This is a genomic window from Legionella parisiensis, from assembly GCF_001467945.1.
GTDB classification, from domain to species: domain Bacteria; phylum Pseudomonadota; class Gammaproteobacteria; order Legionellales; family Legionellaceae; genus Legionella; species Legionella parisiensis.
Map to the genome: position 1 here is coordinate 2,336,071 of NZ_LNYQ01000013.1, position 25,937 is coordinate 2,362,007.

Here is a 25,937-nt window from a genome sequence, read left to right on the forward strand (position 1 = left end):
AATGAAATTTCCTTATCACCTCATCGAATTAACCCATACTTTAGATGAAACCAGTCCTTCTTGGGAAGAAAACTGTGGTTTTTCATCATCACTAATATTGGATTATGCAGATTGTACTAGCGAAGCCTCATTTCGCGTGCAACATCTCACAATGCCAGCAGGAATGGGAACGCATATGGATGCCCCCTCTCACTGCTGTCCTGATGGGCTATCTATAGACCAAATTCCACTGGATAAATTAGCCGCTCCTTGTGTGGTGATTGATGTATCTCAAAAGGCACATGAACTTTACAGCGTGACACCTCAAGATATCGCTGACTTTGAAAAAAAGCATGGCCTTATTCAACCTAATTCATTTGTCATCATCAAAACAGGTTGGTCACGCTTTTGGGACAACCCCTTCCAATATCGTAACAACCATAATTTTCCCTCTGTCTCGGCAGAAACAGCTACCTTGCTGGTGTCACGGGGCATTGTGGGTTTAGGCATAGATACCTTATCACCTGACAGGCTAGATGATGGTTATCCTGTGCATCGCATCTTGTTAAATTCAGGACGATACATCGTGGAAAACATTGCAAATAGTGAACAATTACCCCCTACAGGTAGTTTTGTCATGGCCTTCCCACTGAAAATCAAACAAGCAACCGAGGCACCTATGCGTTTAATTGGATTATTGCCATGAATTATCCTCAAGAAAAAATAGAACCCAATCCTGATGCGCAACAAATCAATGAATGTATTAATTTAGTCACTAAAGTTTTAGGTGACAATCTTTTGGGCGTTTATCTCTATGGTTCAGCCCTTGTGGGTGGTTTACAAAAATACAGTGATATTGACTTATTCGTTGTAACCAATCATGCCACAACCTTGAGTGAAAAGAATGAATTGACGAAACACCTGCTTCACATATCAGGCCTTTACATGAAAAGCGCAAAACGGCCTATAGAAATGACGGTTGTTGAAAAAGGAGCAGTTAACCCCTGGCATTATCCCCCTCGTTTTGATTTTCAATATGGAGAATGGCTAAGAGCTTCTTTTGAAATGGGTGAGATTGAACCCCCGAATCTTGAAATGCCTGATCTTGCCTTGATTATCACTCAGGTTTTATTGAAGAGCCAGACCTTGTTTGGGGAGCAGCCAGAAAAAATTTTAGCGCCAGTTCCCTACGCTGATTTTATTAAAGCGATGCTTCAAGATCTCAATAGACTTGCAGCCGATATCAAGGATGATACTCGAAATGTGTTACTCACCCTGGCACGAATTTGGTGTACTTTAAAAACTAATACAATTTGCTCCAAACCAGATGCAGCGGATTGGGTAATAGAACGGTTGCCAAAAACTTACCAAGCCGTGATGAATAGAGCTAAATCCATCTGCATCGGCGATGAAAATGAATATTGGGAAGATATCAAAGCATCGTTAAAACCTTGTGCAGATTGGATGCTACAGGAAATTAACACAATCAAATTATCCATAAATCCAAACAAAATAGCCTACAAGGTGAGCGAATGAAAGAACTTACTTTTTTTAAGGGTTATCAACAAGATGAACAAAAGCGCGCCGCGTTTAATCACCTTGCAGTTAAAACCTTTGATCTATCGTTTGAAGAATGGTACCAATCCGGCTATTGGCGAGATAAATACATCCCCTATACCTTGTTCGATGGGGAGCAAGCCGTTGCCAATGTTTCAGTAAATATTATGGATTTTAGCATCTTTGGCCATCAACAAAGAACCATCCAGATTGGCACGGTGATGACAGAGGAAGCCTACAGGAATCAAGGTTTGAGTAGAAGGCTCATGAAAAAGATCTTTGAGGATTGGAAAGCAAATAGCCATCTGATTTATCTTTTTGCTAATTCAACCGTATGGGGCTTCTATCCTAGACTTGGATTTAAGTCAGTTAAAGAGTACCAATACCAGCGAACAATAACCCCAACAATGAAAGCTAACTTCATCAAATTGAATATGGATAAAACAGAAAATAGGGAAAAACTCTATGATTATGCCCAAAAAGCTCGCCCAATTAGCAAGATTTCCATGCAAGAAAACGCCGATTTGGTCATGTTTTACGGCATCACGGTATATAAAGATAATGTGTTTTACCTGCCTGAATTAGATGCCATCGCCATTGCCAAAATAAACGGGAGACAACTACACCTTTTAGACGTGTTTAGCAAAAAAGATCAAAGCTTAGATGATATTATCCATGCATTAAGTGACGGAACCATAGCTACCGTGCAACTTGGTTTTGTCCCTAAGGATTGTTCATCCTATGAGATAATTCCTATCGATGAAAAAGAAAAAGATGAAATGCTTTTTGTTGAGACAGACAAGACTGCTTTATTTGATGAAAATCAGTTGATGTTTCCTCTTTTGTCTCACGCATAAATTAAGAGGGGTTTAAGTATGGATGAACATAACACCTTGATTCTGTTAAATGAACTATCAGAAAAAATTAATAACTTATATGGCTTTGTCAAAATTGCTGGCGAAAATTTTGGAGAACCGGCAATAAACTCCGGTCCATGTGGCCCTTTTGCTAATGCCTTTTATACGATTTGGAATCAAAAATTTACTGAAAAAGTAAATATTGCCTTTATCATGGTAAAAAATTCTGATGAATGTTGGCATGTATTAATTAGATTACCAAACGGGTTACTTTTTGACGGCGGTATTGGCGTTCATTCAGATGATAGTTGGGATAAGGACAAATTCGATATTGTGGATATGCCCAAATATGACCTGCAACTATTAGAAAAACATTCCGGTGGTTTGAATAGAACGTACCCTAGATATTGCCCCAATTTTTCTATTGGTGAAGTCACCCACTTGATAACAAATTGTATTGACCTGATTGAAGAATAAAATGAATATGCAACTGTTGATAGAAAATCTGCAACTTGGTGAATTAAAAGCACAGCCTGAGTTACTCACAGGAGGTGCGCTGCATACAATGATTAAAATAGAAACCAGCAACGGCGCTTTTGCGATTAAACGATTAAATCCTCATATTACCGCTAAAAGTCATTTTAAAAACGCCTATGAGCGCTCCGAGCAGATTGCTAATGAGATGGCTAAAAATTCTATACCTGCGGTTAAGGCTTTATCTTTGAATAATGAGTATGTTATTAACGTCAATAAAGATCATTATATAATTTATCCGTATATCGACGGTCATTTACTGGATGAGTCTAAGTTAACGCTTGAGCATGCGCGCTCTATTGGCGAATTGTATTCGTTAATTCATTCAGCCAATATCCACCATGCTGAAACAGATGAAGCCCAGTACGATTACTTTGACGATGCTAGGGCATTGTGTATTGGCATGGACTGAATTTAACATACGCCGTATGCTAGGCGAGGTTACTTCTGATGAGACTGAAATACTAAAAGGACGTGAGATTATCGAAGAAAAAATGATGCCTTGTATAACCTATATTAAAACAGAAGAAGTACTTCTAAAGTCATTGTTAGAGACATTATTTTCAACTAGATAATGAATATTCATTGAAAGGCATCAAGTTCTGGTAAATTCTTGTCTGCTCAAGCACAAGTTAGTAATGAAACCTTCAAATTAAATATGGATGCACGTATATAGGTTCAAGTCTTTCTTTTTGCCTAAGGGACAGGCTTTTATTTTAGCTAATGGAGAAGAAGTCTTTAAGATGCGAGTACCAATTCACCTCAGATGTAACTAATAGTTGTTCATTTTTTGACTTAATTGTTAGGAAAAAGTAAATAAACTGGATAAGTACAATTTATGTGCTATACTAAAAGGTGGACCTGTTATTGGTCTTAGCTTTAAGAGCTGCTAGGATTTTCTTTGACAAGTGTATTCTAGAAAATGTTGTTCAAAAAGTCAATTATTAGGTGCGATTTTTTTCGACAAAGCTCTTAAAACTAAAGAATGTATTCATTTGATTGAATGAGTACTGTTTTTTCTTTGTTTTTATAAGAGGATTTTTAATGAGAAATTTTAAATATGTTGTAGATGATAACTTTGCTAAATCAGAATACCTAAAAAATGCGCCCTGTTATAGAACTGTAATATGTGCTGCATTTTTAGAATACTACACATTTAATGAGTGCGAAGAAACACTTAGGCTAAAAATAGATGAACTTATTAACTCACTCAAAGATAAACAAGAGTTTCGATTATTAGGCATGGGCAATACAAAGATTTATCTAGAAATATATCCAGTGCCTATGCAAAATAAATGCGGTTTTGTTGTCATAGACCATACAGGGGGATGTTTTCCATTAATAATCTATCCTTATCCAAACAAATCATTCAATGGTAAACCAAATTTATCAAGATGTCTTGGGCTATCTAGAGCTATTGAAAATATTGAACAAGAAAAAGAACGAATCATTAGTTTATTCATAAAATATAAAAATATATGTGATTTTTTCGATGATTCGGGTCTTACTTACGATGATTTTCAAAATGAACTACATAGCTTTATATACTCAACTAGAGATAAATAACAATCTTGGTAATTCTGCGTCACTGCAAATTTCCCAGCAGTGACGCAGAAAAATCACCTTGATTTTACCACGTAAAATCAACACATTTCAGCATTTTGTCCTATCCCGCCAATCGGGATTGGACAAAATTATTTCCAAAATCCCTTGCGAAGCAAGCACCGCTTTGCTAATTTGGAATCAAGCATGACTGATGAGCTGGTGAAAAACCGGCGAAACGTCAATCGACGTCTTATGCTAAGCCACTTCATTCCCTAACTTTGTGGCTGGACGTTCAGTCGGGAAAAACATCTAGGAATCTCTGTCATCCGACAGGGCAACTCCCTCGGGAGTTTAAGTCAATTTATTTCAATTTGACCATGGACTTGTATGACAAGAGCCATTGTCTTGTCGTTTTTATTAATCATCAAAACAAGGAGGAAATACACACCCAAAAACTGTTGTAAATCGGCGAGATCGTTTGCCTTATAACGATTGATTTGCCCCCTACTTCGAGCTTTATGGCTTTGGCCAGGTTTCATCTTTGAGTGAGCCGCTCGTTCAACACTAAACCAAAGACAGGGCAAATAAATTTTATCGGATGGGATGATGAGAAAATACAGCTTAAGACAAACTGCCAATCAATATTTAAAGCTCGGCAATCAAGGCAGCTACAAAATCAAAAAACAACGAGCATACGTTATTCGTAAAATGATTGATGATTTCTATACCATTGGAGATGTGCCATCTTCGTGGAAAAATATTCAATCAAATCATATTCATCAACTGGTAGCACATTGGAAAAAGAGTAAACTACGTTCCAGCACGATTATGAATCATATGACTATCGTCCGACATTACCTGCTCAGCATAGACTGCCCTATCCCCGATATAGACAATAAATCGCTGCAACTTAGCAAAACAAGCAAGAAACGCAAAAGAAAACTCAAAATCCAGCATAACCATTGGCAATCATGGGATAATTCAATCCCCCGCCTTATTATGGCATTACAAACTGAATTTGGGCTTACCTTTCAAGAAGCCATTTATATAAAACCTGAAATTAACATCCAAACAGACAGCATCTGGATAACCAGAAACATCGCGTTTAATTCCTTGGATAGAACAATTCCTATCAGATTTGAAATGCAAAAATCCATCCTGGATGAAATCAAAAAGCTGACTGACGGTAAATCCATTGCTGAGTTTAACGATTATGACGACACCAAAATTGCCTGGCGAAAGGTTTTAAAAAAACATGCCTTACCAATTAATAAAGCATACCGCTATCTCTATGCAAAACAGATGGCTCTGTATCTTTTACCACTATTGGGGAAATACGAAGCCTATTGGGTTATTCGCAGCGAAATGGGCATCAAATCCCGTGATTCTTTATGGAGGTATCTCAATGAGTAAGTCCAAACTTAAAAATGCGCAGTATTCCATCAATGAATGTATTAAGAAAATCCAAAACTACTCCCACGCCAGCAGAGCGGATATGAAACACATGCTGAATCGCTGCGTCAAAGATTTGCACGCGCTAGGCTATATGGTCACACACATCAAAGGATTAAAACCAAAGCACATACACATCCTGGTTGAACACTGGAAAACCCAGAATAAAAATCCTGCAACAATAAAAAATTACATGGCTAAACTGCGAAAAGTAGCCTCGGTGCTAAACAAGCCAGAACTGGTTAAGCAAGGCAACGACAGCTATCAAATCAATAAACGTAATTATGCTCCTCAATACAATAAAGCAATCAACAATGTCGATTTTTCTAAATGCTCAGACCCAATGATCCGTTTATCCCTGGAAGCCCAATTCCTTTTTGGTCTTCGCCGTGAAGAATCTATGAAGATTGTACTTAGTGATGCCTGGCAAGGAAATAAATTGGTTATAAAGCCTAGCTGGACAAAAGGTGGCATCGGTCGTGATATTAGACTCACGAATGAGCAACAACGACAATGGCTACTCAATGCGATAAAGCAAGTTCCTGCTGGACAATCTCTCATTCCTAAAGAAAAGACCTATAAAAATCATCTTGCTCAGTATCATGAAGTGATAGAAAAAATGGGCTTAAGCAAATGCCATGGCCTTCGCCATGCTTATGCTCAGCGAAGATATCATGAAATTACAAAATCCTATGACAAAACTGGCAATGGACTTATATGCCCAATTCAAGGAGGCAGAGTATACAACGAACTGAATCCTCTTGAAAAATATTGGGATAGAACCGCAAGGGAAATTATTAGCCAGTCGCTTGGGCATTCGAGATTGAGTATTACAAAGATCTACTTAGGCTGACAATCTTTGTATTTTTAAATCTTCAATACACAATTTCATTTTATAATGTGGTACTGGGTGCCATGGAGCTATAAATTCCCCAATGATTTCAAAACCAGCTTTTTTATAAACATGAACCGCACGCTCATTAGAGATTTCAGGATCAATAAGCACGATTTTAGCATCAGAAAATTGCCTTAAGATAAATTCATGTATCATCTGTACTGATAATCCCTTCCCAATATAATCCAACCTGCAAATGAATAAATCCAGCGTAACTGCACTATCAGGATATTCTTCTGATTTCTCTATTTCAGAAGTAATCAAGTAAGCGAAGGGGATTTCATTATCATAGGCTATCCAATGAGTAGCCCATGGTTCCCCATCGTTTAAAAATTCATGAAGGTCTTTTATTGTATTACTTAAACCATCACCATGAAGCCATTCATTAATATGTGGCTGATGAATCCACCCCAAAACAAGTGCATGTTGCGCATTCATTGGTTTGAAACAAAAACGAACCTCATTTGTGGAGACTTTAATCATCAAATAACACTCAAAAAAACTAGGACCTTATCTTTGAATTCTACCATTTATCAGAAAGCGGTCTATTAATAAATTTTCAATTAAGTTCATTTACTATCACTTGAAAAAAGCGCTTGATTTCCAATACAAGCTTGATAATCTGAAAGCAACACAACTGATGAGTCAGCGCAAATCTGACGAAACCACTAGGTCTTGTGATATGCCATCTTGTTCCCTAATTCCATGGCAAAGCGTTTAGCAGGGAAACCCATCAGGAGTTGTCTTTACGGCTTTACGCCCGAGGAGTGCTTCAAGCACATCATCATTAATAACCAGGTAAATCAACCGATGTTTCGGTGATCTTTTTGCATAACCCAATTGGGATTCATAGTCCCTTTGGGGCTAATCCTCCCTACCCCTAAGGAGCATACCATGCAACAGCAGGAACCAGCGCAACTTGAAATTGAACATTTGCTGTTTGAACTGAATTGTTGTGTGAATGATTTAAGTCGTCATCGACTGCAAATTAATCCCTATGACATTCAACAGGCAGAGTTAAGTTTGCACAAACTGGAATCTTTGATTTCCTTTGTCAAACAGTTCGATACTCAACGAATTGCTTGTTAATTGAAACAAATTAAGTCTTATCCGCATAACAGAAAACCACCTGCCTATGCGGATGTTTTTCTGTTATACCGCTCAGATTTAACAATAACAGGAGAATACAATGACTGCATCTTTAAACCGAGTTCAATTAATTGGCAATCTTGGTGCTGATCCCAAAATCGTCACTGGAAAAGATGGACAATCTTTTGTCACAGCTACTTTGGCTACCAATGAATCATTCAAACAGAATGATGAATGGCAGACCAGAGTGGAATGGCATCAGCTGGTACTATTTGGAAAGCTAACCAAAGTCGCTGAGTATTTAAAGAAAGGTTCACATGTATACCTAGAAGGTAAACTGCGTTCTAATCAATGGACAGACAACGAAGGCAAAGCACGTCAAGCCTTAAGCATTATTGTCAACCATATTCAGCTACTCAGCTCACCCAAATCAGCTGATGAATCTAGCAACAAAACCGCAGAACAGCACATGGCGCAAATGCGTGAAATGTTGCAACCGGATTCAGAAGAAATTCCGTTTTAATCATACCCTACCACGGGAGCAAGCTCCCGTGTGGGATTGCTCCCTTAATACAAGGAGATAATCCCATGGACACCCCTTCAATCTACGTCGCGTGTTTAGCCTCATACAACAATGCCATTCTGCATGGTGTTTGGATAGATGCCACACAAAGCGAAGATGACATTATGGAAGAAATCTGGGAAATGCTGGATAACAGCCCTGAACCCAATGCTGAAGAATACGCCATACATGATTATGAAGGATTCGGCAGCATCAAAATCCATGAGTATGAGTCAATAAGTAATATTGTGGAGTATGCTTCATTTATTCAAGAACACGGAGAGCTAGGCTTAGCCCTTCTCTGCGATTATTTGGTAGATGATGCACAAACCATGCTGGAGGATCATTACCAAGGTTGTTATGATTCAGAGGTTGATTTTTCCAGGCAGTTATTTGATGACTGTTATGCCCATCAAATGCCGGATAATTTGATCTGCTATTTTGATTTTGAAGCTTTTGCTCGGGATCTTTTTATTAGTGATTATTGTTCGGTAGAGTTTGGTGGACAGACATATATTTTTGCGAACTTTTAAGCCCCTCTTTGGGGCATCTTTTTTAATACTTTAAACTCTAAAATCACTTTGCAATTTCTATTAGGTTTTAAAAATTTTATGTTATAGGCTGTTGGTTCAATGTTAGAATAATCGATTATTTATCTCGAAATGAACTGAAATGGGTTCTGGTGTATTTATAATTTTATCTGCAATCCTCCATGCAGCATGGAATACATTTGCCAAACGCAATTCAACACCCTATTACGAAGTACTGGGAATTATGAGTTTTGCAACTATATTCTCGCTTGTATTTATTCCTTTTTTCTCTGGCCCGTTGTTTGAAACATCTGATTCTTTTTTATGGGCATTAACATCTGGTTTATTTGAAGGTGGCTATATAATCACATTAGCCATTAGTCTTAGTCAATCTTCGCTTGGTAAAGCTTATATTATTATGCGAGGAAGCGCCATGGTAATTGTCTGGTTTATCTCAGCATGTTTCCTTGGTGAGAATATAAATTTATTTAATATCATTGGAATATCTTCTGTATTTTCTGGATTAATACTTACAAGCCAAACTTTTAACTCTGATCAATCAAGACAATTATTCTTCCCTGTTTTATGTGGTATCTGCATTGCTGGTTATCATTTATGCTATGGTCGTTCTTTGGCATATGGTGCAAACCCAGCCGCACTCTTTTCTGCCGCTTTATGGATAGCTTTACCTTGTGTTTTTCTTTTGATGAAGAAAAAACAAAGACGAGTATTCAAAGAACAAGTCAAATCCAATTGGAAAATAACTTCTCTAGGAGGAATTATAAGCGCATTATCCTTCTTATTATTTTTAATCGGATTGCGTCATTCTGAAGCTGGGCTAGCCCTTACTCTCCGTAATACCTCAGTGGTATTTGCGCAAATATTTGCTTATTTTATTGGTGAAAAGATTTCTCGATATCAGTGGATTGGAGCCTTCCTAGTAGCTTTGGGCGCTAGCTTAATATATCCATACTAAAAGTGCATAAATCTATGGATCATTTGTCTTCTATAAGTTGACAAAAAATTACCTTCAAATACTCTATAGAGTTATTAGCGCTTGCACTTAGTTGCATTAGATAAGCATTTTCATTATCCCACCAAAGGACATCATGTGGTCCATAACAATTATTAAGACTTGCAATGTATATATTGCTCGCAATCATACTACTTTTCGGGTTTAGAACTGTTAAATTAAAATTACTATAGCCACTAAATGAATTCATACTAGGCAATCTAGAGAGGGCTGGCTTCTTTATTGGAAAAGAGGCTTTATTGAAAACACGAAACCATACCATTTGATTTTTCTTTCCATTCTTCGGAAACAGGACAAATTGAATTTCTTCTATTTGATTTTCATTACCATAAATAATTTGGCTATCTGGAATAAAGTCTAAGTTAAGTTGGTTTGAGTACTTGATATAGCAATCCGGCTTGCTGCCTCTAAGGATATTATGCATTGGCCATCTTAAATTCCATAAACTCGAAGGTGGTTTATATTCATTGCTATTAATGCAAGCATTTTCTAGGCAGTTGCGGTAACGTGACCAATAGGATAGTTCAAAAAAACTCTTTTTTAAGATTTCATTTGATGATGAAAGAGGATAAAAAAATTTACAAAGTTCTAAAAATTCTTCGTCCTTCAAATTTCCTTCAAGCAGACGAAGTTCAATATTAGTCCCATAACATAAAAAACTTAACGTTTTCGATTTTGAATAATCATAACCAATCCAGCAAATATTTTCCTGATTCAATACGTGGGGTTTCATTTCCCAAACCCAATGATCGTATAGAGCAGCGTGATCTAATGTTGATAAAGGTCCAAAGTCATACAAAAATTGCTTACATCTTAAGAGAGCATTTTTATACTTAATATAGTAGTAATAGGAAGAGAAATGGGCGGAACACCAAGCAGACCACTTTTTAAATTGATAATGACTTGGTTGTTCATTATAAGGAACATCTTCTTCTCTAAGAATAAAGTTAGATAAGGCTGCCTCATCAGAGTTGGGTATCGAAATAACAAAATTTACTTTTTCCTGAGCTAGTGTAGGTGTGATTTCATGCACTAAATTCATTTTATAATTCCAAGCATATTAAGATTGATAGTATCAATAAGTTGGCCGGACTAAACTAATACAAATAACTCTTAGATTGAATGTTCTTTTTCTGCCTCTTTCGTTTCATGTATTTTCTCATTACTCATAAAAAAACCCGTTATTGATGCTCTAACATGATTACCGGCTGCATTTTCTACTTTTTTTATGCAGTGCAGAATATTATTTTTAAAAATAACCAACCTATTGGGTTTTGGGACAATATAATATCCAACTCCATCATCGGCATATTTATTCAATTCAGCGCTATTTATATGGTATCCTACTTTTTTCTTCTTATTGTTGATTAACGTCACTTCGGGATAATCGAAATCAAGTTGAGGAGTAGGATTTATTAGTAATTCAGCTCCCCAATTTATGTCCCAAATTGGATGGCAGTAATATACATAGGCTCCTGAAATTTTATACTTACCATCAGTATGCCAAGAAAGTCCTGATCCTCTAGGATATAGATATGGTCTAGCATAGAAAAAATCCCAATCTCTATCCTTGAAACCAATTAAATGAGAATAATCAGAGGAGCTTGCAATTAATTCATTTATAAATAAATCAATAGTTTTGTTTGTAGGATAAACTTGCTCTGTTGTGCAAGCTTCCGGCCTAGGATGAGAAATAGTAACGCTGCCCCATAGAGGAGATCCATCCTCAAGACTAAAAGCATTTACCCATTTAGAAGAGTGAACAAACTTGAATTTTTCAGTTTGAATAAAATTCCAAATTTTTTCAAAAGATGGTTGCTCCAGGAAATCATCAATGACCGCTAGAACATCATTGTTAAAAACTAATTTCATATCAATATAAAACTATAAAAGGAGATACTTATATCTCCTTTATTTACCAAGGCATATATTCATCCTTATCTTCGTCGGTATCAATTCTATTAGAATAATATACGTTCATAACATCTCCTTATTAATATCCTTGAATAACAGTATTGGATTATAATTTTATTATTTCACCAAGACAATCATATTAAGGAGTGTTTTTTTACACTATGATCTATATAAACTCACAAAATGATCATTTATATTGTATTTTGTTCTCATTTAAACCGAACTTATGGTTTTAGAAAATTATAGGGTTCGTGTTAGGGTGCTCTGCGAATGATTAAAGCTGCTCCTAATTGGGAAAGAACCAGAATACCCATGTTATTATTTTGATATCAATTAATGTCTATTAATTACATTTCAAAACAGGTACCAAAAACGGTACCAAATTTTTTCAATTTTTAACTTTCTATTTGTAACTCATTGATTTTACTATGCCGCTGAGAGGAGTCGAACCTCCGACCTCTTGATTACGAATCAACTGCTCTACCGACTGAGCTACAGCGGCGCTATAGAAAGTATACTTAAGTTAAGTGATGATGCAACTGATTGGGGTTATTCATAATTCTCGGAAATAAAAAAGAATAACTATTTTTTTTATAAAAAAAACAATTATTATAAGCTTTTTCATTGGTTCAACCTCTAAATTACAGCAGAATCCGATGCTTTTGCTGTAATAATTTTCGCTAAACTAGCAAATAAAAGTTCAATTAGGTAAAAAATGATTTATAATGTTCTGCTTGCTAATTTTTTATATCAGTTTTTAAAAAAAATTAGTATAAATAGGAAAAATTTAGTTTTAAATTATTAAAGATGAATATAACATAGCGTCACCCAAAAATATGACAACCTGTGAGAAATAAACAGCCCGTGAAAAAGAGTAAGATGGAAACAGATAAGCCTGTAAAAGACAGTGGCTATAGCCGAAGATTAAAAGACCGCCATGTGCAACTCATTGCCTTAGGGGGCATTATCGGCTCAGGTTATTTTTTAGGCACAGGTGAGGTAATCAACCTGGTAGGTCCTGCAGTGTTTCTAGCCTATATACTAGGCGGATTGATTATCTTCCTAACCATGCTTTGCATGGGTGAACTTGCTGTGGCTATTCCCATTTCAGGCTCGTTTGTAACTTACACCGCTGATTTTATATCTCCATCAGTTGCCTGTGGCGTAGGATGGTCTTATTGGATCAGTTGGGTAGCATATATCCCTGCCGAATGCGTTGCGGGCGGGATAATCATGGAAATGTTTACTGGGGTGAATGGTTATGTATGGGCTCTTTGCTTTGGTTTACTAATTACCTACATTAACTTGGCTAAAGTAGACACATTTGGTGAAATCGAATTTTGGCTGGCTTTGATTAAGATTTTGGCTTTATTAGGATTTGTTATTTTAGCACTTTTAATTTTCTTTGGCCTAATCCACAGCCCAGAATCCAGTGGAATTATTGGCTCCAGATATATTTTAGGTGATGGGGGACTTCTTCCTAACGGAGTGATGTCCCTGTTAACCGCGATGGTGCTTTTACTGGTGAACTACCAGGGGTCTGAAATCATTGGACTTGCTGCAGGAGAATCAGAAAACCCCGCACGCATGATTCCCCACGCCATTCGAAATGTAACTTTAAGAATCCTTTTTATATATATTATTCCCGTATTTTGTCTGGTATTAATTTTCCCATGGCAAAAGGCCGGTTTATCCAATTCAGTATTTGCTGATGCCTTAAACTATTACAATCTTAAATGGGCAGGCGCGGTAACCAGTTTTGTGACTCTAAGTGCTACTTTATCCTGTGCTAACTCAGGGTTTTATGGTACTGTTCGCGCACTCAATGCATTAGCACGCGATGGCATGGCGCCACACACTTTTTCTAAATTCAATCAAAACTCTGTACCCCAAAATGCAATCATTGCAACCTTGATTACCATCTGGATTCTTTTAGGAGTGGGTTACTTGTTCGGGCAAACCCAGCTTTATATCGCACTACTTCTAGTATCTGGATTTACTGGAACCCTGGCATGGATCTCCTTATGCACCTCACAAATTCGTTTTAGAAGCAGATTATATCAAGCTGGATATACAACAGCGAATCTGCGTTATGTTACCCCCTACTCCCCCTACACAGGAATACTTGCCATCATACTGATGTGTATTGCCTTGTTTTTCCTGGTACTGAATAAAGATCCTACTTATAAACTTGCTTTTTATATAGGTATGGTTAGCTTTATTGTTCCTATAATTATCTATAAACTTTTTGACTTATCAAAGAAAAGGAAAAAAGCATTGCACCTGAAATCTCGAGTTAAGTTTCAGGATCTTTTCCCTCCGGTTTAACACGTGTAGTTCTTATGTAGCCTGGGTGATACTGTTGTAAAACCCAGGTTTTATTTCTTTATTTCAATGACTTAAAAACCAGTTTTGCTACGTTTTCACCACATGTTGTCAACTCAATGATTCTATTAATGCAATTTTTGTCCATTTGGAACTTTAGGATCGGTAGTTACTAGGCATATGGCGCCATTCTCATCAGAGAATCCAACCAATAAAAATTGAGAAATAAAACCTGCGATATTTTTTTCACCCAAATTGACGCAGCCGACTACAGAGCGTCCTACCAAGGTTTCTGGCGTATAATTCACGGTGATTTGCGCAGAGGTTTGTAATACTCCTATATCCTTACCAAAATCTACCCAAACTTTATATGCAGGTTTGTTTGTGCGAGGAAATTCTTCAACCTTAACAATTGTGCCTGAACGCAATTCAACTTTGGCGAAATCATCGTAAGAAATCATTTAAAACCTCTTATTCAATAAAGCACAGCAACAACAAATTAGATTGCTGGTATCACACTTGTTGTATTTAATTCAGGAACCAAACTCTTCAATAAAATAAATAACTCATCGGCCTGATTCTCTTCACACGCTGTATTTAATAAACGCATTGTTTGGATTAATTCTTCCCAGTTAAGTTCACGGACTTTTGCCTTGAATAATTTTTCATGCTCTGTTGAAGCCAATTGCTCTGACTCATGGAACAACTCTTCAAATAATTTCTCTCCTGGGCGTAATCCAGTGTATTCAATCATAATGTCTTTTCCAGGCTCTTTCCCAGCCAGGCGAATCATTTGCTCAGCCAAGTAGCTGATTTTAACAGGTTCTCCCATATCCAAAACAAAAATTTCTCCGCCCTTTCCATTAACCATGGCTTGCAAAATCAATTGGGATGCTTCAGGTATTGTCATAAAATACCGTTGCATATCAGGATGAGTGACTTTGATTGGGCCCCCGCTTTGTAATTGTTTTTGGAATAATGGAACAACACTTCCTGCAGAGCCTAAAACATTTCCAAAACGAACCGTAATGAATTGTGTCTTAGCTCTTCCATCCAGATTCTGGCAATAAATCTCAGCAACCCGCTTGGTAGTTCCCATGATGTTGGTCGGATTTACTGCTTTATCAGTGGAAATCAAAATAAATTTTTCAACATTAACTGCAACACTGGCCTTTGCAACAACTTGGGTTCCAAGCACGTTGTTCATCACAGCAACACGTATTTGATCTTGCAAAAGTGGAACATGCTTATACGCTGCAGCATGGAATACGATTTCAGGTAAGAACTCCGTAAATAAATGATTAATAGCTACTTCATCTGTAACACTGATCAGCTTAAGCTCTAAAGGAATATCTGGAAAATTTTGCTTCAGCTCAAGCTCTATTTGATATAAATTAAATTCACTGTTTTCAACTATAGCTAAACTCTTGGGTTTAAGGGCTAAAATTTGACGGCATAGTTCTGATCCAATGGATCCTCCCCCGCCAGTAACCAATACTCTTTTTCCTGCAAGACCGGCCGATAGTCGGTCCCATTGTAAATTAACCTGATCTCTGCCCAACAAATCTTCTATATTGACAGGTCTTAATGCATTTACCTCTACCCTTCCAGACGCTAAAGCATTAAGACTAGGAAGTGTGCTAAATGGAGTTTGACTTTCCTCACAACAGGTTACGATTCGGCGCATTACTGAAGAGCTTGCTGAAGGAATCGCGATAAAAATCAAATCAATCTTATACTTATGGACGCGCTCCACAATTTGGCTGGAGGTTCCAAGAACAGGGATACCATGAACCTCTAAGCCGCGTTTCGCTACATTATCATCAATAAAACCTATAGGCCTATACCGATTGGAGCGTTTTAAATCACGAGCAAGTCCCTCACCGGCCATACCGGCACCAATAATAAGCACACGTTTAATTTCAGTTGCTTTACTGCCTCTGGCCCTCTTATCCCAATAAATCCTTCTCAATAACCTGCAGCTGCAAAGCATGGTAGTTAAGATCATGCAATATAATGGAAATACGGAACGAGGCAGTTCATGCAGCATTGAAGTTGCGTATAAAACGGAAATTCCCAACACTGTAGTAGTCAGCGTCGCTTTTAAAATTCGAACTACATCGTTTAATGAAAAAAAGCGCCACAAACCACGGTATGTTTTGAAGTAAAAATAACAAGACACTTGAATCACTGTTAGCAGAGCCAAGGCTAGAATGGAGTGGGAAGAAGCTAATATTTTAGGAAAGGGTTGCATGTTATAACGCAGCCAATGCGCTGCGTACCATGCGACAGGAATCGCAAAAATATCACACAGAAAAACAGGGGTTTTTTTATGCAGTTTTTGCAACAACACTGACATTTTATGTCTCATACAAAGCTCATCCTTTACTCATTTTTATTATCTTATCATCGTGAGATAGTACACTATGTTAAATTGTATCTCATCAAAAAATCACTACAACCCTGGTAAACCCTAATCGAAATTTATCTCCTCTGGTAAAGCAGGAGTGGAGCGTTCATATAGTTCATAGCAATAAATTGAGTTGGGGCTAATACTTATATAAGTTTTACTTAATTTGTATTTAAAGGATTTACTCAATTCAGGTTTTAAACAAATATCACTCAGGGTATATATTACTTCGTCTTTTTTAATAAGCGAAGTTAAAATGATAAAATGCTGTTTTTTACAAAAAGTCCTAACAAACTACTCATATCTTTGTTTCGAAGAATAATAGCCTACCAAATTATTTAAACAATATGAAATAATATAATTCAAATTAATAGCATAAAGAGTCGCCTTTATCTGGGGTTTGAATAAAATAACGACAACCCACCAAACTCATCACTGGAATAAAAAGAAAGATCAAAGGATCTTGTATCAGAGCAAATAAATAAAAAATAATAAAATCAGGGATGCTGTCATACTAACGCACCCCAGGTTTCATTGGGCCAAAGCCATAAAGGTCAAAATTACGAAACACCAAAGATTAATTCGCGATAATTGATCACTTAAAAAAACAATAACCGGATCATCATTCTCAATGTTTTGTCTTGCCAGCCAGGCAAAACGCCACAATGCAATTGCTGCGAAAGGTACTGTCAACATAAAATAAAAAGACTCATCTCGAACATAAACGATGTAAAAAACATACGTAATGAAACTGGCAAGGCCTATGGTTACAATCAGCCAATGAAGTACCAGAGGATTATATTTTTTCAATACCTTACGTGTCGCATGCTTTAAGCCTAATTGCATTTCCATTTGTCGTTTGTTTAAAGCGATAAAAAGGCTAAGTAAAGTTACTGCCGTAATTAGCCAGGTAGAAATGGGTAAGCCAATACCCAAAGTACCGGCTAATACGCGCAGCATAAATCCTGCAGCAATACAAAGTACGTCTATGATGGGGATAAGTTTGAAAAGATGGTTGTAAGCAATATTAATTACTAAATAAACACTGAGAATTATGGCCAGTTTTTTAGAAATCAACCAACCCAAGGTAAGCCCCGTAACCAGCAATAAAAACAGCATAAAAATTGCTTCAGAAAGAGAAACTTTTCCGCTCGCGAGTGGCCTATGTCGTTTGTGAGGATGCAAACTGTCTTCAATTCTGTCTTCAATATCATTATAAATATAAACAGCGCTTGAGATAAGGCAGAAAGCCAAAGAAGCAAGTAAAGCAGGTATAAAATATCCAGGAATAGGTGTGTAACAAAATCCCAGCATTACAAAGACTGCTTTGGCCCAGTGGGACACACGAAGAAGCATAAATAAATGTTTCAGCCTTTCCATGAAACTCACTTTTTTCATATCATTTATCAATTCAGTCACCTTCTCTGTTCCTGTAAAATACAGTCTGGGAGAAGTAAGCATGACTCCGAAAATATCCTTCATCTGCTAGTTGCTTGGATTATGGCTTACACACCCAAGTTAACCCTACTTGCACCCACAACATACAATAGACATATCCGGAAGTCCTGCTACAGAGAAAAATTGATAGGGCTCGAAATCCGCATGTACTTGCGTATACCGGTTCTACACTCCGCATCTCCTCACACTTTTCTCTGTAGCGGGTCTTCAAAGAAGTCTAATAACTATTAGCCATTAAGTTAAAAGTATCATAATCCTGAAAAAATGCATCATTTCAACATGTTAATTACTAAATAAAATAAAAACGTTCAATATATTGAAGCAATTTAGTAAAAAATAATCAAATAACATTGCATTTATACAATTACGAAGTAAGATAAAATATGCTAAAGGAATTACACGTGTATCAGACACAAAAAAATGCCAATGGAAGGGGGATATTATGCACTTTATTCTTGCGCCAGGACGTATCGCAAAATTTGACAATTTACGTAAAACTTACGAAGCAGAAAAAAAAATTGATTTGAACGAAAAACCATCAATTATTAGTACGCCGATTTTTTTTGGTGGAACTGATGTAGTCAGTAGAAACAAGCAAATTTCATTCTTAGAAAAAGTGAAAGTACTACTTAAAATACATTTGATTAATGAAGAGGACATCAAAACACCAATACAACGTCAAGTATACATCATTGCAACACGATTTATGATCGCTGCGTGTTTGTATGTAGAATCTCAGATTGGAAGTTCAAAGCGAAACTCTGTCTTATATCGAATTATCGAAGACAACTTGGGCATAACCTCTGAAAATTATCTCGATGATGAAGATAAAGAAACGTGTCTTTTGACCGCAGAGCGGATCATAAAAACACCAAATGCTTTTGAGCACGCTAATGCTGCGTTAGAAAAAAATGGACTTAGACCTTTTTCTGAAAAAGATTGGAAAGAATTCACCGAGTTTTTAAAAGGAATGTCCCGAACAAAAGAGACTAAAGATCAGTTTACAAACTTCCCTGTGATTTCACTCACCCAACCCTTCTTCGGTACTGCTTTGGCTTATGCAGGAGCTACTGTAGGTGTTGTATTGGCGGAGGGAATAAGCAACTCTACCTCCGCAGTATCTCCCCGTGTTCAATTAACAGCGCTTGTTGGAAGTACTTTATTAGTTTTTAGTCCCGCTGGGCCAACCGGAGTTGCCCTTTTGGCACCAGTAATTGCCACGAAACTCTTCACTTCTTTTTGTACAATAAGTTTGGCCCATATTATGAGCACAGCAGGAGGTTATCTGGGACAAGGCATAGGGATAGGAGTAGGCCTTCCTTTTGATGCAGCATATAATTTACTCTGGTCTATATGTTCTCTAATCAATCGTTACTACAGTAAACCATCACAACTTGCTCCAATTGATGGAATACGTGTTGTTGATGGAGCTACAATAGTTTCGGGTATTCCTATTCAACTAGTTCCTGAGGATGCATTACCCCAGGGATATACTAAAAAAATTCTCGAAATCACTGATGGAGGTGAAATTCGCATTGAGGGGGAAGAAATAAAAGACTCCGAAAAACCTGTACACATTCCTCCTGAAGTAATTGAAGAACTAAAGAAACAATTAGCTGCACGCACTAAAGCACTGGAATCATCCGAAGTGCAACAAGAGTCAGAGAAAAAAGAAGAGACACAGAAAAATGATGAAGAAGCGGACTTGGAACCATTCTCACTTGTTTAAGAAAAAACCTGGGTACCTGGAATTGCACTTTTCTAATTCAATTGCATGATTTCTTTTTTGAAAATTTGCCGCTATAAAAGTAAAAGCAGCCTGGGTGCGGCAGAGAGACCCAGGTTTCGCTGCGCGCTCCCAAGCTAGGAATTAGGGGCGACTATCAACTTCTTTGCGCTGGTTAGGCATAAAGTCTTTTTTATCCAGTCCCATAACTACAGCTAAAGCCCCAGCAACATAAATCGATGAATATGTTCCGATCACAATACCAATGATCAACGCCAGCGAAAATCCACGTATGGCTTCGCCTCCATAAATAAAGAGTGCAACTACTACGAAAAGCGTTAACACAGAAGTCATAATAGTTCGCGATAACGTTTGGTTAATCGAAACATTCATAATTTCAATGGGAGAGGAACGGCGAACCTTAATAAAATTCTCCCGTACCCTATCAAAAACTACAATAGTATCATTTAGAGAATAACCAATTACTGCTAACAACCCAGCTAGTGCTTTCAAATCAAATTCAATGCCGAAAAAGGCAAAAACACCCAATATCAATACAGGGTCATGCACCAATGCAACAGCAGAACTCACTGCAAGCCGGTACTCGAAACGCATAGCAATATAAATCATCGTCGCTAACAAAGAAACAAGAACGGCCAAGGCGCCCTTAGTTGCTAACTCTTGCCCTACTTGCGGTCCAACAAAATCAACTCGCTGCTTTACAGCGCCTGGTAGTACACTCATGACTTGATCAACCAGACGAGCCTGCTCTTTGTCTTCTCGAGGAGCGATACTGATTAATACATCCTTAGAAGTACCGTAACTCACTACCTGAGCTTCTTTAAATCCTGCCTTATTCAGACTTTCCCTTATTGAAGATAAATCTGCAGCAGAAGAATAAGAAACTTCAATTTGAGTTCCGCCAGTAAAATCAAGCCCCCACTTCAAGCCATGAATCAATAAAGCGCCTATAGAAAGCACAAAAATTAATATAGAGAACGTCGCCGTCCAACGGCGAGCACCCATAAAGTCCACATTTGAATTTGGATTAAAAAATTCCATCTGAGCCCCGCCTTAAATACCAATAGACAATTTTTTAACAACCCTGCCGCCATAATACCAATTTACAATCCCTCGGGTGTAAGTGATACCGGTTAGCATAGAAGTTAATAACCCTAAAGAAAGTGTTACTGCGAACCCACGTACAGGTCCTGTACCAACAGCAAACAAAATGATTGCTACAATTAGTGTCGTTACGTTCGCATCAAGAATCGTAGAAAAAGCACGATCGTATCCGGCACTAATTGCTGCTTGAGGTGACAATCCATGCCGCAATTCCTCTCGAATACGCTCGTAAATCAGGACGTTGGCATCTACTGCCATACCAACCGTCAATACAATTCCTGCAATGCCTGGGAGCGTCAGTGTTGCATCAATCAGAGACAATAAAGCACAGAGCAAAACCAGGTTAAGCAACAACGCAATATCCGCAATGAGTCCGAAAAACCGATAATAGATTGGCATCAAGATGAGAATTAAGCCCATACCAACCGCTAAGGAAACAATACCTCTACGAATATTCTCCTTACCTAAGGTTGGACCTACTGTGCGTTCTTCTATCGGATAGATGGCAGCAGGTAAAGCCCCTGCTCTAAGCAATAAAGCCAAATTACTTGCTTCTTTATTATCAGTAAGACCAGTAATCTGAAAATTATTTCCCAAAGCATTTTGGATAACTGGAGCACTAATAACACGCTCTTCTCTATGAGTGACTCTCTTTTCTTCTCCATTTATGTTTTGTATGGTGTTTTTTGTTTCAACATACACAATGGCCATACGTTTACCAATATTCTCACGAGTAACTTTGGTAAACAGACTCTCACCACCTCCGCCAAGTTGTATTTGCACTGCAGGGGTAGCTGTTTGCTGATCATAACTGGAAACTGCTGAGGTAATTGAATCACCACTCAATACCACTTGCCTCTTTAACAGAATGGGACGTCCATCCATAATGAGTAATTTATCATTGACAGGAATCGCACCTGTTTGTTTCGCAATTTGCGGATCATTGTCTTGGTCCACCAGGTAGAATTGCAAGGTCGCAGTGCCTCCAAGAATTTGCTTTGCGCGCGCAGCATCTTGAATTCCTGGTAAATCAACAGCAACACGAGTTGCCCCCTGTTGTTGCACCACTGCTTCGCCAACACCTAACTCATTAACCCTGTTACGCAAAATACTCATTGTTTGCTCAATCGTATTTTGGCGCGTCTTGTTTAATTCGACAGGCGAAATCGATACTAGAATTTCATTATCTGTTTTGCTTTTTACAAAGATGAGGTCAGGAATTTTTTCCTTTAAGCCCAAATAAGCATTATCCATGGACTCACCATCACGGAAGCGTAAGTTCACACCTTTGTCAGCTATGTAACGAATGCCTGTATAGCGAATGCCAAGATCACGTAACTCTTGGCTAATATTTTTCATTATCCCTTCATAACGACGGCTAATAACACTGTCTATATCAACTTCTAACAGAAAATGCACCCCACCACGTAAGTCCAGACCTTGTTTCATTGGGTTAGCACGAATTGCATCCAACCAATTGGGTGTGGATGGAGCTAGATTCAGAGCCACAGTGTATTGGGATCCCAAAGCATTTTTGATGGTATCGCGAGCTAATAACTGGGAGTCAGTCGATGAAAAAACAACCTCGACCCCTTCATTTTGAGCGTTGAGGGATTTAAAAGGCAGATTATCTTTTTTTAAGATACCTTCTATCTGATTTTTTAATTCATCATAATCCACAGGTGTCTCTGATGAAATCTGTACTACAGGATTTTCTGTATACAAATTAGGTATAGCGTAAATAAACCCAATAACCGCAATAATAATCAGCATTAGGTTTTTCCATAGAGGATATTTATTTTGCATTTCCGTGTCCCTATGCTTTCTTAAAGCGATTTTATCGTGCCTTTGGGCAATACAGTACTTACCGCACTTCTTTGTAAATTAATCTCCACACCTTCTGCGAGACTTATCTTAATGTATTGCTCATCAAGACTCACTACTTTAGCTAACATACCGCCAGAGGTAACAATCTCATCGCCTTTTTTTAAACGGCTTATTAAGTCACGATGTTCTTTTGCTCTTTTATTTTGAGGTCTAATCAGCATAAAGTAGAACAACACAAAAATAGCGGCGATCATAATGAGTGAAAAAGATCCATCTGCTTGAGGCGCTGCTGTCCCCGCTCCAGCCAGAGCATCGCTAATAAAAAAACTCATATCGTCTCCTTTAATCTACTATTGATAATCGCGTGACATCATATAGCGAATTGCTCTTAAGGTAAATGAATCAAAGCGGAAATTAAAACAGTTTTTCATAATATTAGTTCCTATTTTGAACTATAATTTTTAAGAACTGCTCAACAAGGGATCTAAATGAACAATTATAAGGTATTGGTTGTTCTTTTATTTATGATGACCTTTCTGATAACTGGATATTCAGCAATAGAAAAAAGTACTCAGGACATAAAAAAACCAACTGTGCTTATTATAAAAAAAATACCACTTATAGTAGATGGAAAGAGTACGGAGGTATTCAAAATCGAGCAGCCCGATGGCACTTGGGGCTATAAGGGGGTAAAAGGGCAATACTTTGATGCAATAGTTAAAAATACAACTGATAGTCCAACAGTGGTTCATTGGCATGGGTTAATTTTACCGAACTCACAAGATGGAGTACCTTATGTGACTCAAGCACCTATTCCAGCAGGTGGAGAATCTCATTATCATTTTAAATTACGTCAATCAGGCACTTATTGGATGCACTCTCATTTTGACTTACAAGTACAACGTTTTCTTTCTGCCCCATTTATCATTTACGAGCCAAACGAAAAAAATAAAGAAAAGGATGTCGTTTTATTTCTCGGGGATTTTAGCTATAAAAAACCTGAAACTCTACTGTATGAGTTAAAAAACAAAGGTACCGCGCCCCTAAAAACAATGGGTGATATGCAACAAAAAACATCCATAAACGATAATACAATGAAAAAAAGTACATCTAAAACAGCAAAACCTGATTTAAATGATGTGAGTTATGATGCTTTTTTAACAAATTATCATACTCTTTCCAATCCTGAAATAATCCCAGTTCACAGTGGAGAAATTGTGCGGCTTCGCATCATTGATGGTGCAGCAATGACTAACTTTTTTATTAATCTTGGCAAACTTCAGGGAAAAGCAATTGCAGTTGATGGGCAACCTATCAAAGAAATTCAGGGTAACCAATTTCAACTTGCTGTTGGACAGCGCATTGATATCCTCATCAAAATCCCTAAAGGTGAAGGAGCATATCCTATCCTTGCTCAAGGTGCTGGCACCCAATTGCAAACGGGATTAATTTTATCTACACCAGGGGCTTCTAAAATATCTGTAAGCGCAAAAGCCCCCTCTCTTGTTGGCGGACTAAATAATGAGCAAGAATTTAAAATCCAATCCTTGGCTCCGCTGCCAGTGAAGCAACCGAACCAAACACTCACTGTCACCTTAGATGGGGATATGCTGAATTATATTTGGAAAATAAATAATCAAGCTTGGCCTAATATTACTCCATTAAGCGTGGATAAAAATAAAAGAATAGAAATAGTCATAATGAATAAAACAGGTATGGCTCATCCGATGCATTTACACGGGCATTTTTTTGAAGTCACAGAAATTGATGGCAAACCTCTTAAAAATGGATCAAAGCGAGATACCGTTTTAGTTTTACCTAACTCCACAGTCAAAATCCAATTTGATACTGATAATCCAGGAAATTGGATGTTTCACTGCCATATGCTCTATCACGAAGCAACAGGAATGATGACTTTTATAAATTATAAAGACATCAAAATACCTGATTATAAGAAAGATACTTTTCGTCGATAAATTGTAGCCTGGGTGAAGCGCAGCGAATCCCAGGTCAACCATGCTAGATGTTTATCATCTATAATGAATCCATTCCATTAGCCAAGTGATAAACTGTGCGAAATCCTGCTTGTTTTAATAACACTACAGCGCGCTGACTTCTTTGGCCGGACTGACAATAAATAAGGATAGGCGCTAAAGGATCAAGCTCATCAAGACGCATAGGCAACTCAGCCAAGGGTATTAATTTTCCACCTAAATTATTATGGAAGTGTTCGTCTGCTGTTCTCACATCCAATAACAACGCCTGAGGATTCTCTTGCAAAAAACGCGACAAATCTTCGCGCGCAATGGTAAAAAACTGCATCTCATCTGCAGGGATACAAAAAGCACTTGCCTCAGGGGTTTGCCCAAAAACACAAAATTGACATTCTTCGTTTTTAATCAACTGAGTTTTTTTTATCTCCATAGTGAGTAAGTCAATACAAAGCAATCGATTCAGCAATGAGACACTACCTGTAGTAATCCATTTGATAATTTCTGTTGCCTGCAAAAGTCCTAATAATCCAGGAAGAGTACCTAAAACCCCTCCATTTTGACAATTGGCGCCCATGTCAGGAATAATCGGAAACAAACAATGTAAGCAGGGATTCTCTTGCCCGTAAAATAAAGAGCAATGTCCTTGAAATTGATAAGCACTTGCATAAACATAGGGTTTTCCTAAACGATAGCATGTATCATGAACAAGATAACGCGTATAAAAATTGTCGGAACAATCAGCTACCAGATCGTATTGCGCAATAATTTCTTCTGCATTACAAGCAGTTAAACGAAAAGCATGGGTGTCAATAGTATTACGGGAATTTAAGGCGTGTATTTTTATTTTTGCAACATCAGCTTTTGCCTTGCCCACATCGATTTCCTGATAAAGAATTTGTCGATGTAGATTATTTTCTTCGATTATATCACCATCAATAATCCCTATTGTTCCTACTCCTGCGCCAGCAAGATAAGGAAGTAGTGTAGCTCCGATACCACCTGCCCCAACACATAATACTTTTGCTTTTCTTAGTTTTAGTTGTCCCTGAATGCCAATTTCTTCTAATTTGATTTGCTGAGAATAACGTTCCAATTCTGATAAAACAGTCATATTACGGTTCCTTA

Annotated in this window: 26 protein-coding genes and 1 tRNA gene; 15 read left to right on the forward strand and 12 right to left on the reverse strand. The window is 37.6% G+C overall.

Annotated elements, in window-relative coordinates; genetic code table 11:
- Position 1 precedes the first annotated feature (1 nt).
- From Lpar_RS16425 to Lpar_RS16450, 6 genes are all read left to right on the forward strand, one after another.
- Positions 2 to 685: a cyclase family protein gene (locus tag Lpar_RS16425; protein ID WP_011946077.1), complete on the forward strand. Its 684-nt coding sequence runs from the start codon at positions 2 to 4 to the stop codon at positions 683 to 685.
- A complete protein-coding gene (locus tag Lpar_RS16430; protein WP_011946076.1) occupies positions 682 to 1,515 on the forward strand; it encodes an aminoglycoside nucleotidyltransferase ANT9 in 834 nt (277 codons plus the stop codon). Before Lpar_RS16425 ends, Lpar_RS16430 begins: the two co-directional genes overlap by 4 nt.
- A complete protein-coding gene (locus Lpar_RS16435) occupies positions 1,512 to 2,393 on the forward strand; it encodes a GNAT family N-acetyltransferase (protein ID WP_011946075.1) in 882 nt (293 codons plus the stop codon). The genes Lpar_RS16430 and Lpar_RS16435 overlap by 4 nt, the downstream gene beginning before the upstream one ends.
- An 18-nt stretch (positions 2,394 to 2,411) precedes the next feature.
- Positions 2,412 to 2,870, forward strand: coding sequence for a hypothetical protein (locus Lpar_RS16440; RefSeq protein WP_011946074.1), 459 nt, complete (start codon positions 2,412 to 2,414; stop codon positions 2,868 to 2,870).
- 1 nt (position 2,871) lies between these two features.
- On the forward strand, positions 2,872 to 3,339 hold the full coding sequence (locus Lpar_RS16445) for a protein kinase family protein (RefSeq protein ID WP_011946073.1): 468 nt from the start codon (positions 2,872 to 2,874) through the stop codon (positions 3,337 to 3,339).
- Between the two features lie 632 nt (positions 3,340 to 3,971).
- Positions 3,972 to 4,493 carry a hypothetical protein gene (locus tag Lpar_RS16450; protein WP_011946072.1) on the forward strand — a complete coding sequence of 174 codons (522 nt, stop codon included), beginning with the start codon at positions 3,972 to 3,974 and terminating at the stop codon, positions 4,491 to 4,493.
- 335 nt (positions 4,494 to 4,828) lie between these two features.
- On the opposite strand, the gene Lpar_RS16455 is transcribed toward Lpar_RS16450, so the two are convergent.
- Complete coding sequence (locus tag Lpar_RS16455; protein WP_011946071.1) at positions 4,829 to 5,011, reverse strand: hypothetical protein; 183 nt, start codon at positions 5,009 to 5,011, stop codon at positions 4,829 to 4,831.
- Positions 5,012 to 5,078: 67 nt separating this feature from the next.
- On the opposite strand from Lpar_RS16455, the gene Lpar_RS16460 reads away from it, so the two are divergent.
- Positions 5,079 to 5,885 carry a phage integrase N-terminal domain-containing protein gene (locus Lpar_RS16460; RefSeq protein ID WP_011946070.1) on the forward strand — a complete coding sequence of 269 codons (807 nt, stop codon included), beginning with the start codon at positions 5,079 to 5,081 and terminating at the stop codon, positions 5,883 to 5,885.
- Positions 5,878 to 6,777, forward strand: a complete 900-nt coding sequence (locus Lpar_RS16465) for a phage integrase N-terminal domain-containing protein (RefSeq protein WP_011946069.1) — start codon at positions 5,878 to 5,880, stop codon at positions 6,775 to 6,777. The genes Lpar_RS16460 and Lpar_RS16465 overlap by 8 nt, the downstream gene beginning before the upstream one ends.
- Here the strand turns inward: Lpar_RS16465 and Lpar_RS16470 are convergent.
- Positions 6,769 to 7,302 (reverse strand): GNAT family N-acetyltransferase, encoded by a 534-nt coding sequence (locus Lpar_RS16470; RefSeq protein WP_011946068.1) that lies wholly within the window; start codon positions 7,300 to 7,302, stop codon positions 6,769 to 6,771. The two genes, Lpar_RS16465 and Lpar_RS16470, sit on opposite strands and share 9 nt — an antisense overlap.
- 411 nt (positions 7,303 to 7,713) lie before the next feature.
- Between Lpar_RS16470 and Lpar_RS16475 the strand changes: the two genes are divergently transcribed.
- The 4 genes from Lpar_RS16475 to Lpar_RS16490 all read left to right on the forward strand — a co-directional run bounded on the left by Lpar_RS16475 (position 7,714) and on the right by Lpar_RS16490 (position 9,976).
- Positions 7,714 to 7,908 (forward strand): hypothetical protein, encoded by a 195-nt coding sequence (locus Lpar_RS16475; protein WP_011946067.1) that lies wholly within the window; start codon positions 7,714 to 7,716, stop codon positions 7,906 to 7,908.
- Positions 7,909 to 8,008: 100 nt separating this feature from the next.
- A complete protein-coding gene (locus Lpar_RS16480; RefSeq protein ID WP_011946066.1) occupies positions 8,009 to 8,431 on the forward strand; it encodes a single-stranded DNA-binding protein in 423 nt (140 codons plus the stop codon).
- Positions 8,432 to 8,496: 65 nt separating this feature from the next.
- Positions 8,497 to 9,003: an antirestriction protein ArdA gene (locus Lpar_RS16485; protein WP_011946065.1), complete on the forward strand. Its 507-nt coding sequence runs from the start codon at positions 8,497 to 8,499 to the stop codon at positions 9,001 to 9,003.
- Positions 9,004 to 9,142: 139 nt separating this feature from the next.
- Positions 9,143 to 9,976, forward strand: a complete 834-nt coding sequence (locus Lpar_RS16490; RefSeq protein ID WP_011946064.1) for an EamA family transporter — start codon at positions 9,143 to 9,145, stop codon at positions 9,974 to 9,976.
- Positions 9,977 to 9,995: 19 nt separating this feature from the next.
- Here the strand turns inward: Lpar_RS16490 and Lpar_RS16495 are convergent, their stop codons facing one another.
- The 3 genes from Lpar_RS16495 to Lpar_RS16505 form a co-directional block, all read right to left on the reverse strand.
- Positions 9,996 to 11,075 (reverse strand): hypothetical protein, encoded by a 1,080-nt coding sequence (locus Lpar_RS16495; RefSeq protein ID WP_058518861.1) that lies wholly within the window; start codon positions 11,073 to 11,075, stop codon positions 9,996 to 9,998.
- Between the two features lie 71 nt (positions 11,076 to 11,146).
- Complete coding sequence (locus Lpar_RS16500; protein ID WP_011946062.1) at positions 11,147 to 11,905, reverse strand: 2OG-Fe(II) oxygenase; 759 nt, start codon at positions 11,903 to 11,905, stop codon at positions 11,147 to 11,149.
- Positions 11,906 to 12,376: 471 nt separating this feature from the next.
- A tRNA-Thr gene (locus Lpar_RS16505) sits at positions 12,377 to 12,449 on the reverse strand.
- Between the two features lie 377 nt (positions 12,450 to 12,826).
- Between Lpar_RS16505 and Lpar_RS16510 the strand changes: the two genes are divergently transcribed.
- A complete protein-coding gene (locus Lpar_RS16510) occupies positions 12,827 to 14,275 on the forward strand; it encodes an amino acid permease (RefSeq protein WP_115341224.1) in 1,449 nt (482 codons plus the stop codon).
- A gap of 125 nt (positions 14,276 to 14,400) precedes the next feature.
- On the opposite strand, the gene Lpar_RS16515 is transcribed toward Lpar_RS16510, so the two are convergent.
- From Lpar_RS16515 to Lpar_RS16525, 3 genes are all read right to left on the reverse strand, one after another.
- Complete coding sequence (locus Lpar_RS16515) at positions 14,401 to 14,733, reverse strand: tRNA-binding protein (protein WP_058518863.1); 333 nt, start codon at positions 14,731 to 14,733, stop codon at positions 14,401 to 14,403.
- A 38-nt stretch (positions 14,734 to 14,771) separates the two neighbouring features.
- The gene (locus Lpar_RS16520) at positions 14,772 to 16,643 is read right to left on the reverse strand and encodes a polysaccharide biosynthesis protein (RefSeq protein ID WP_058518864.1); all 1,872 of its coding nucleotides are present in this window, start codon (positions 16,641 to 16,643) and stop codon (positions 14,772 to 14,774) included.
- 570 nt (positions 16,644 to 17,213) lie between these two features.
- Entirely contained in the window at positions 17,214 to 18,101 is an 888-nt protein-coding gene (locus Lpar_RS16525; RefSeq protein ID WP_058519309.1) for a decaprenyl-phosphate phosphoribosyltransferase, read from the reverse strand.
- A 481-nt stretch (positions 18,102 to 18,582) separates the two neighbouring features.
- Here Lpar_RS16525 and Lpar_RS16530 point away from each other — a divergent pair, with 481 nt between their 5' ends.
- Positions 18,583 to 19,869 carry a hypothetical protein gene (locus Lpar_RS16530; RefSeq protein ID WP_058518865.1) on the forward strand — a complete coding sequence of 429 codons (1,287 nt, stop codon included), beginning with the start codon at positions 18,583 to 18,585 and terminating at the stop codon, positions 19,867 to 19,869.
- Positions 19,870 to 20,010: 141 nt separating this feature from the next.
- On the opposite strand, the gene secF is transcribed toward Lpar_RS16530, so the two are convergent.
- The 3 genes from secF to yajC are packed head-to-tail and all read right to left on the reverse strand — an operon-like array spanning position 20,011 to position 23,150.
- Positions 20,011 to 20,928, reverse strand: coding sequence for a protein translocase subunit SecF (gene secF, locus Lpar_RS16535; RefSeq protein WP_058518866.1), 918 nt, complete (start codon positions 20,926 to 20,928; stop codon positions 20,011 to 20,013).
- Positions 20,929 to 20,940: 12 nt separating this feature from the next.
- Positions 20,941 to 22,797: a protein translocase subunit SecD gene (gene secD, locus Lpar_RS16540; RefSeq protein ID WP_058518867.1), complete on the reverse strand. Its 1,857-nt coding sequence runs from the start codon at positions 22,795 to 22,797 to the stop codon at positions 20,941 to 20,943.
- Between the two features lie 20 nt (positions 22,798 to 22,817).
- A complete protein-coding gene (gene yajC / locus Lpar_RS16545; protein ID WP_058518868.1) occupies positions 22,818 to 23,150 on the reverse strand; it encodes a preprotein translocase subunit YajC in 333 nt (110 codons plus the stop codon).
- Positions 23,151 to 23,306: 156 nt separating this feature from the next.
- On the opposite strand from yajC, the gene Lpar_RS16550 reads away from it, so the two are divergent.
- Positions 23,307 to 24,794, forward strand: a complete 1,488-nt coding sequence (locus Lpar_RS16550; RefSeq protein WP_058518869.1) for a multicopper oxidase family protein — start codon at positions 23,307 to 23,309, stop codon at positions 24,792 to 24,794.
- 58 nt (positions 24,795 to 24,852) lie between these two features.
- Here the strand turns inward: Lpar_RS16550 and Lpar_RS16555 are convergent, their stop codons facing one another.
- A complete protein-coding gene (locus Lpar_RS16555; RefSeq protein ID WP_058518870.1) occupies positions 24,853 to 25,923 on the reverse strand; it encodes a HesA/MoeB/ThiF family protein in 1,071 nt (356 codons plus the stop codon).
- Between the last annotated feature and the right edge of the window lie 14 nt (positions 25,924 to 25,937).

Coding starts and splice junctions, on each gene's coding strand:
- Lpar_RS16510 (WP_115341224.1), top strand. CDS start 12,827: ATGGAAACAGATAAGCCTGTAAAAGACAGTGGCTATAGCCGAAGATTA.
- Lpar_RS16530 (WP_058518865.1), top strand. CDS start 18,583: ATGCACTTTATTCTTGCGCCAGGACGTATCGCAAAATTTGACAATTTA.
- Lpar_RS16435 (WP_011946075.1), top strand. CDS start 1,512: ATGAAAGAACTTACTTTTTTTAAGGGTTATCAACAAGATGAACAAAAG.
- Lpar_RS16490 (WP_011946064.1), top strand. CDS start 9,143: ATGGGTTCTGGTGTATTTATAATTTTATCTGCAATCCTCCATGCAGCA.
- Lpar_RS16440 (WP_011946074.1), top strand. CDS start 2,412: ATGGATGAACATAACACCTTGATTCTGTTAAATGAACTATCAGAAAAA.
- Lpar_RS16460 (WP_011946070.1), top strand. CDS start 5,079: ATGAGAAAATACAGCTTAAGACAAACTGCCAATCAATATTTAAAGCTC.
- Lpar_RS16485 (WP_011946065.1), top strand. CDS start 8,497: ATGGACACCCCTTCAATCTACGTCGCGTGTTTAGCCTCATACAACAAT.
- Lpar_RS16450 (WP_011946072.1), top strand. CDS start 3,972: ATGAGAAATTTTAAATATGTTGTAGATGATAACTTTGCTAAATCAGAA.
- Lpar_RS16555 (WP_058518870.1), bottom strand. CDS start 25,923: ATGACTGTTTTATCAGAATTGGAACGTTATTCTCAGCAAATCAAATTA.
- Lpar_RS16500 (WP_011946062.1), bottom strand. CDS start 11,905: ATGAAATTAGTTTTTAACAATGATGTTCTAGCGGTCATTGATGATTTC.
- Lpar_RS16515 (WP_058518863.1), bottom strand. CDS start 14,733: ATGATTTCTTACGATGATTTCGCCAAAGTTGAATTGCGTTCAGGCACA.
- Lpar_RS16480 (WP_011946066.1), top strand. CDS start 8,009: ATGACTGCATCTTTAAACCGAGTTCAATTAATTGGCAATCTTGGTGCT.
- Lpar_RS16430 (WP_011946076.1), top strand. CDS start 682: ATGAATTATCCTCAAGAAAAAATAGAACCCAATCCTGATGCGCAACAA.
- Lpar_RS16520 (WP_058518864.1), bottom strand. CDS start 16,643: ATGAGACATAAAATGTCAGTGTTGTTGCAAAAACTGCATAAAAAAACC.
- secF (WP_058518866.1), bottom strand. CDS start 20,928: ATGGAATTTTTTAATCCAAATTCAAATGTGGACTTTATGGGTGCTCGC.
- Lpar_RS16470 (WP_011946068.1), bottom strand. CDS start 7,302: ATGATTAAAGTCTCCACAAATGAGGTTCGTTTTTGTTTCAAACCAATG.
- Lpar_RS16455 (WP_011946071.1), bottom strand. CDS start 5,011: ATGAAACCTGGCCAAAGCCATAAAGCTCGAAGTAGGGGGCAAATCAAT.
- Lpar_RS16475 (WP_011946067.1), top strand. CDS start 7,714: ATGCAACAGCAGGAACCAGCGCAACTTGAAATTGAACATTTGCTGTTT.
- Lpar_RS16550 (WP_058518869.1), top strand. CDS start 23,307: ATGAACAATTATAAGGTATTGGTTGTTCTTTTATTTATGATGACCTTT.
- Lpar_RS16445 (WP_011946073.1), top strand. CDS start 2,872: ATGAATATGCAACTGTTGATAGAAAATCTGCAACTTGGTGAATTAAAA.
- Lpar_RS16465 (WP_011946069.1), top strand. CDS start 5,878: ATGAGTAAGTCCAAACTTAAAAATGCGCAGTATTCCATCAATGAATGT.
- Lpar_RS16425 (WP_011946077.1), top strand. CDS start 2: ATGAAATTTCCTTATCACCTCATCGAATTAACCCATACTTTAGATGAA.
- Lpar_RS16495 (WP_058518861.1), bottom strand. CDS start 11,075: ATGAATTTAGTGCATGAAATCACACCTACACTAGCTCAGGAAAAAGTA.
- secD (WP_058518867.1), bottom strand. CDS start 22,797: ATGCAAAATAAATATCCTCTATGGAAAAACCTAATGCTGATTATTATT.
- yajC (WP_058518868.1), bottom strand. CDS start 23,150: ATGAGTTTTTTTATTAGCGATGCTCTGGCTGGAGCGGGGACAGCAGCG.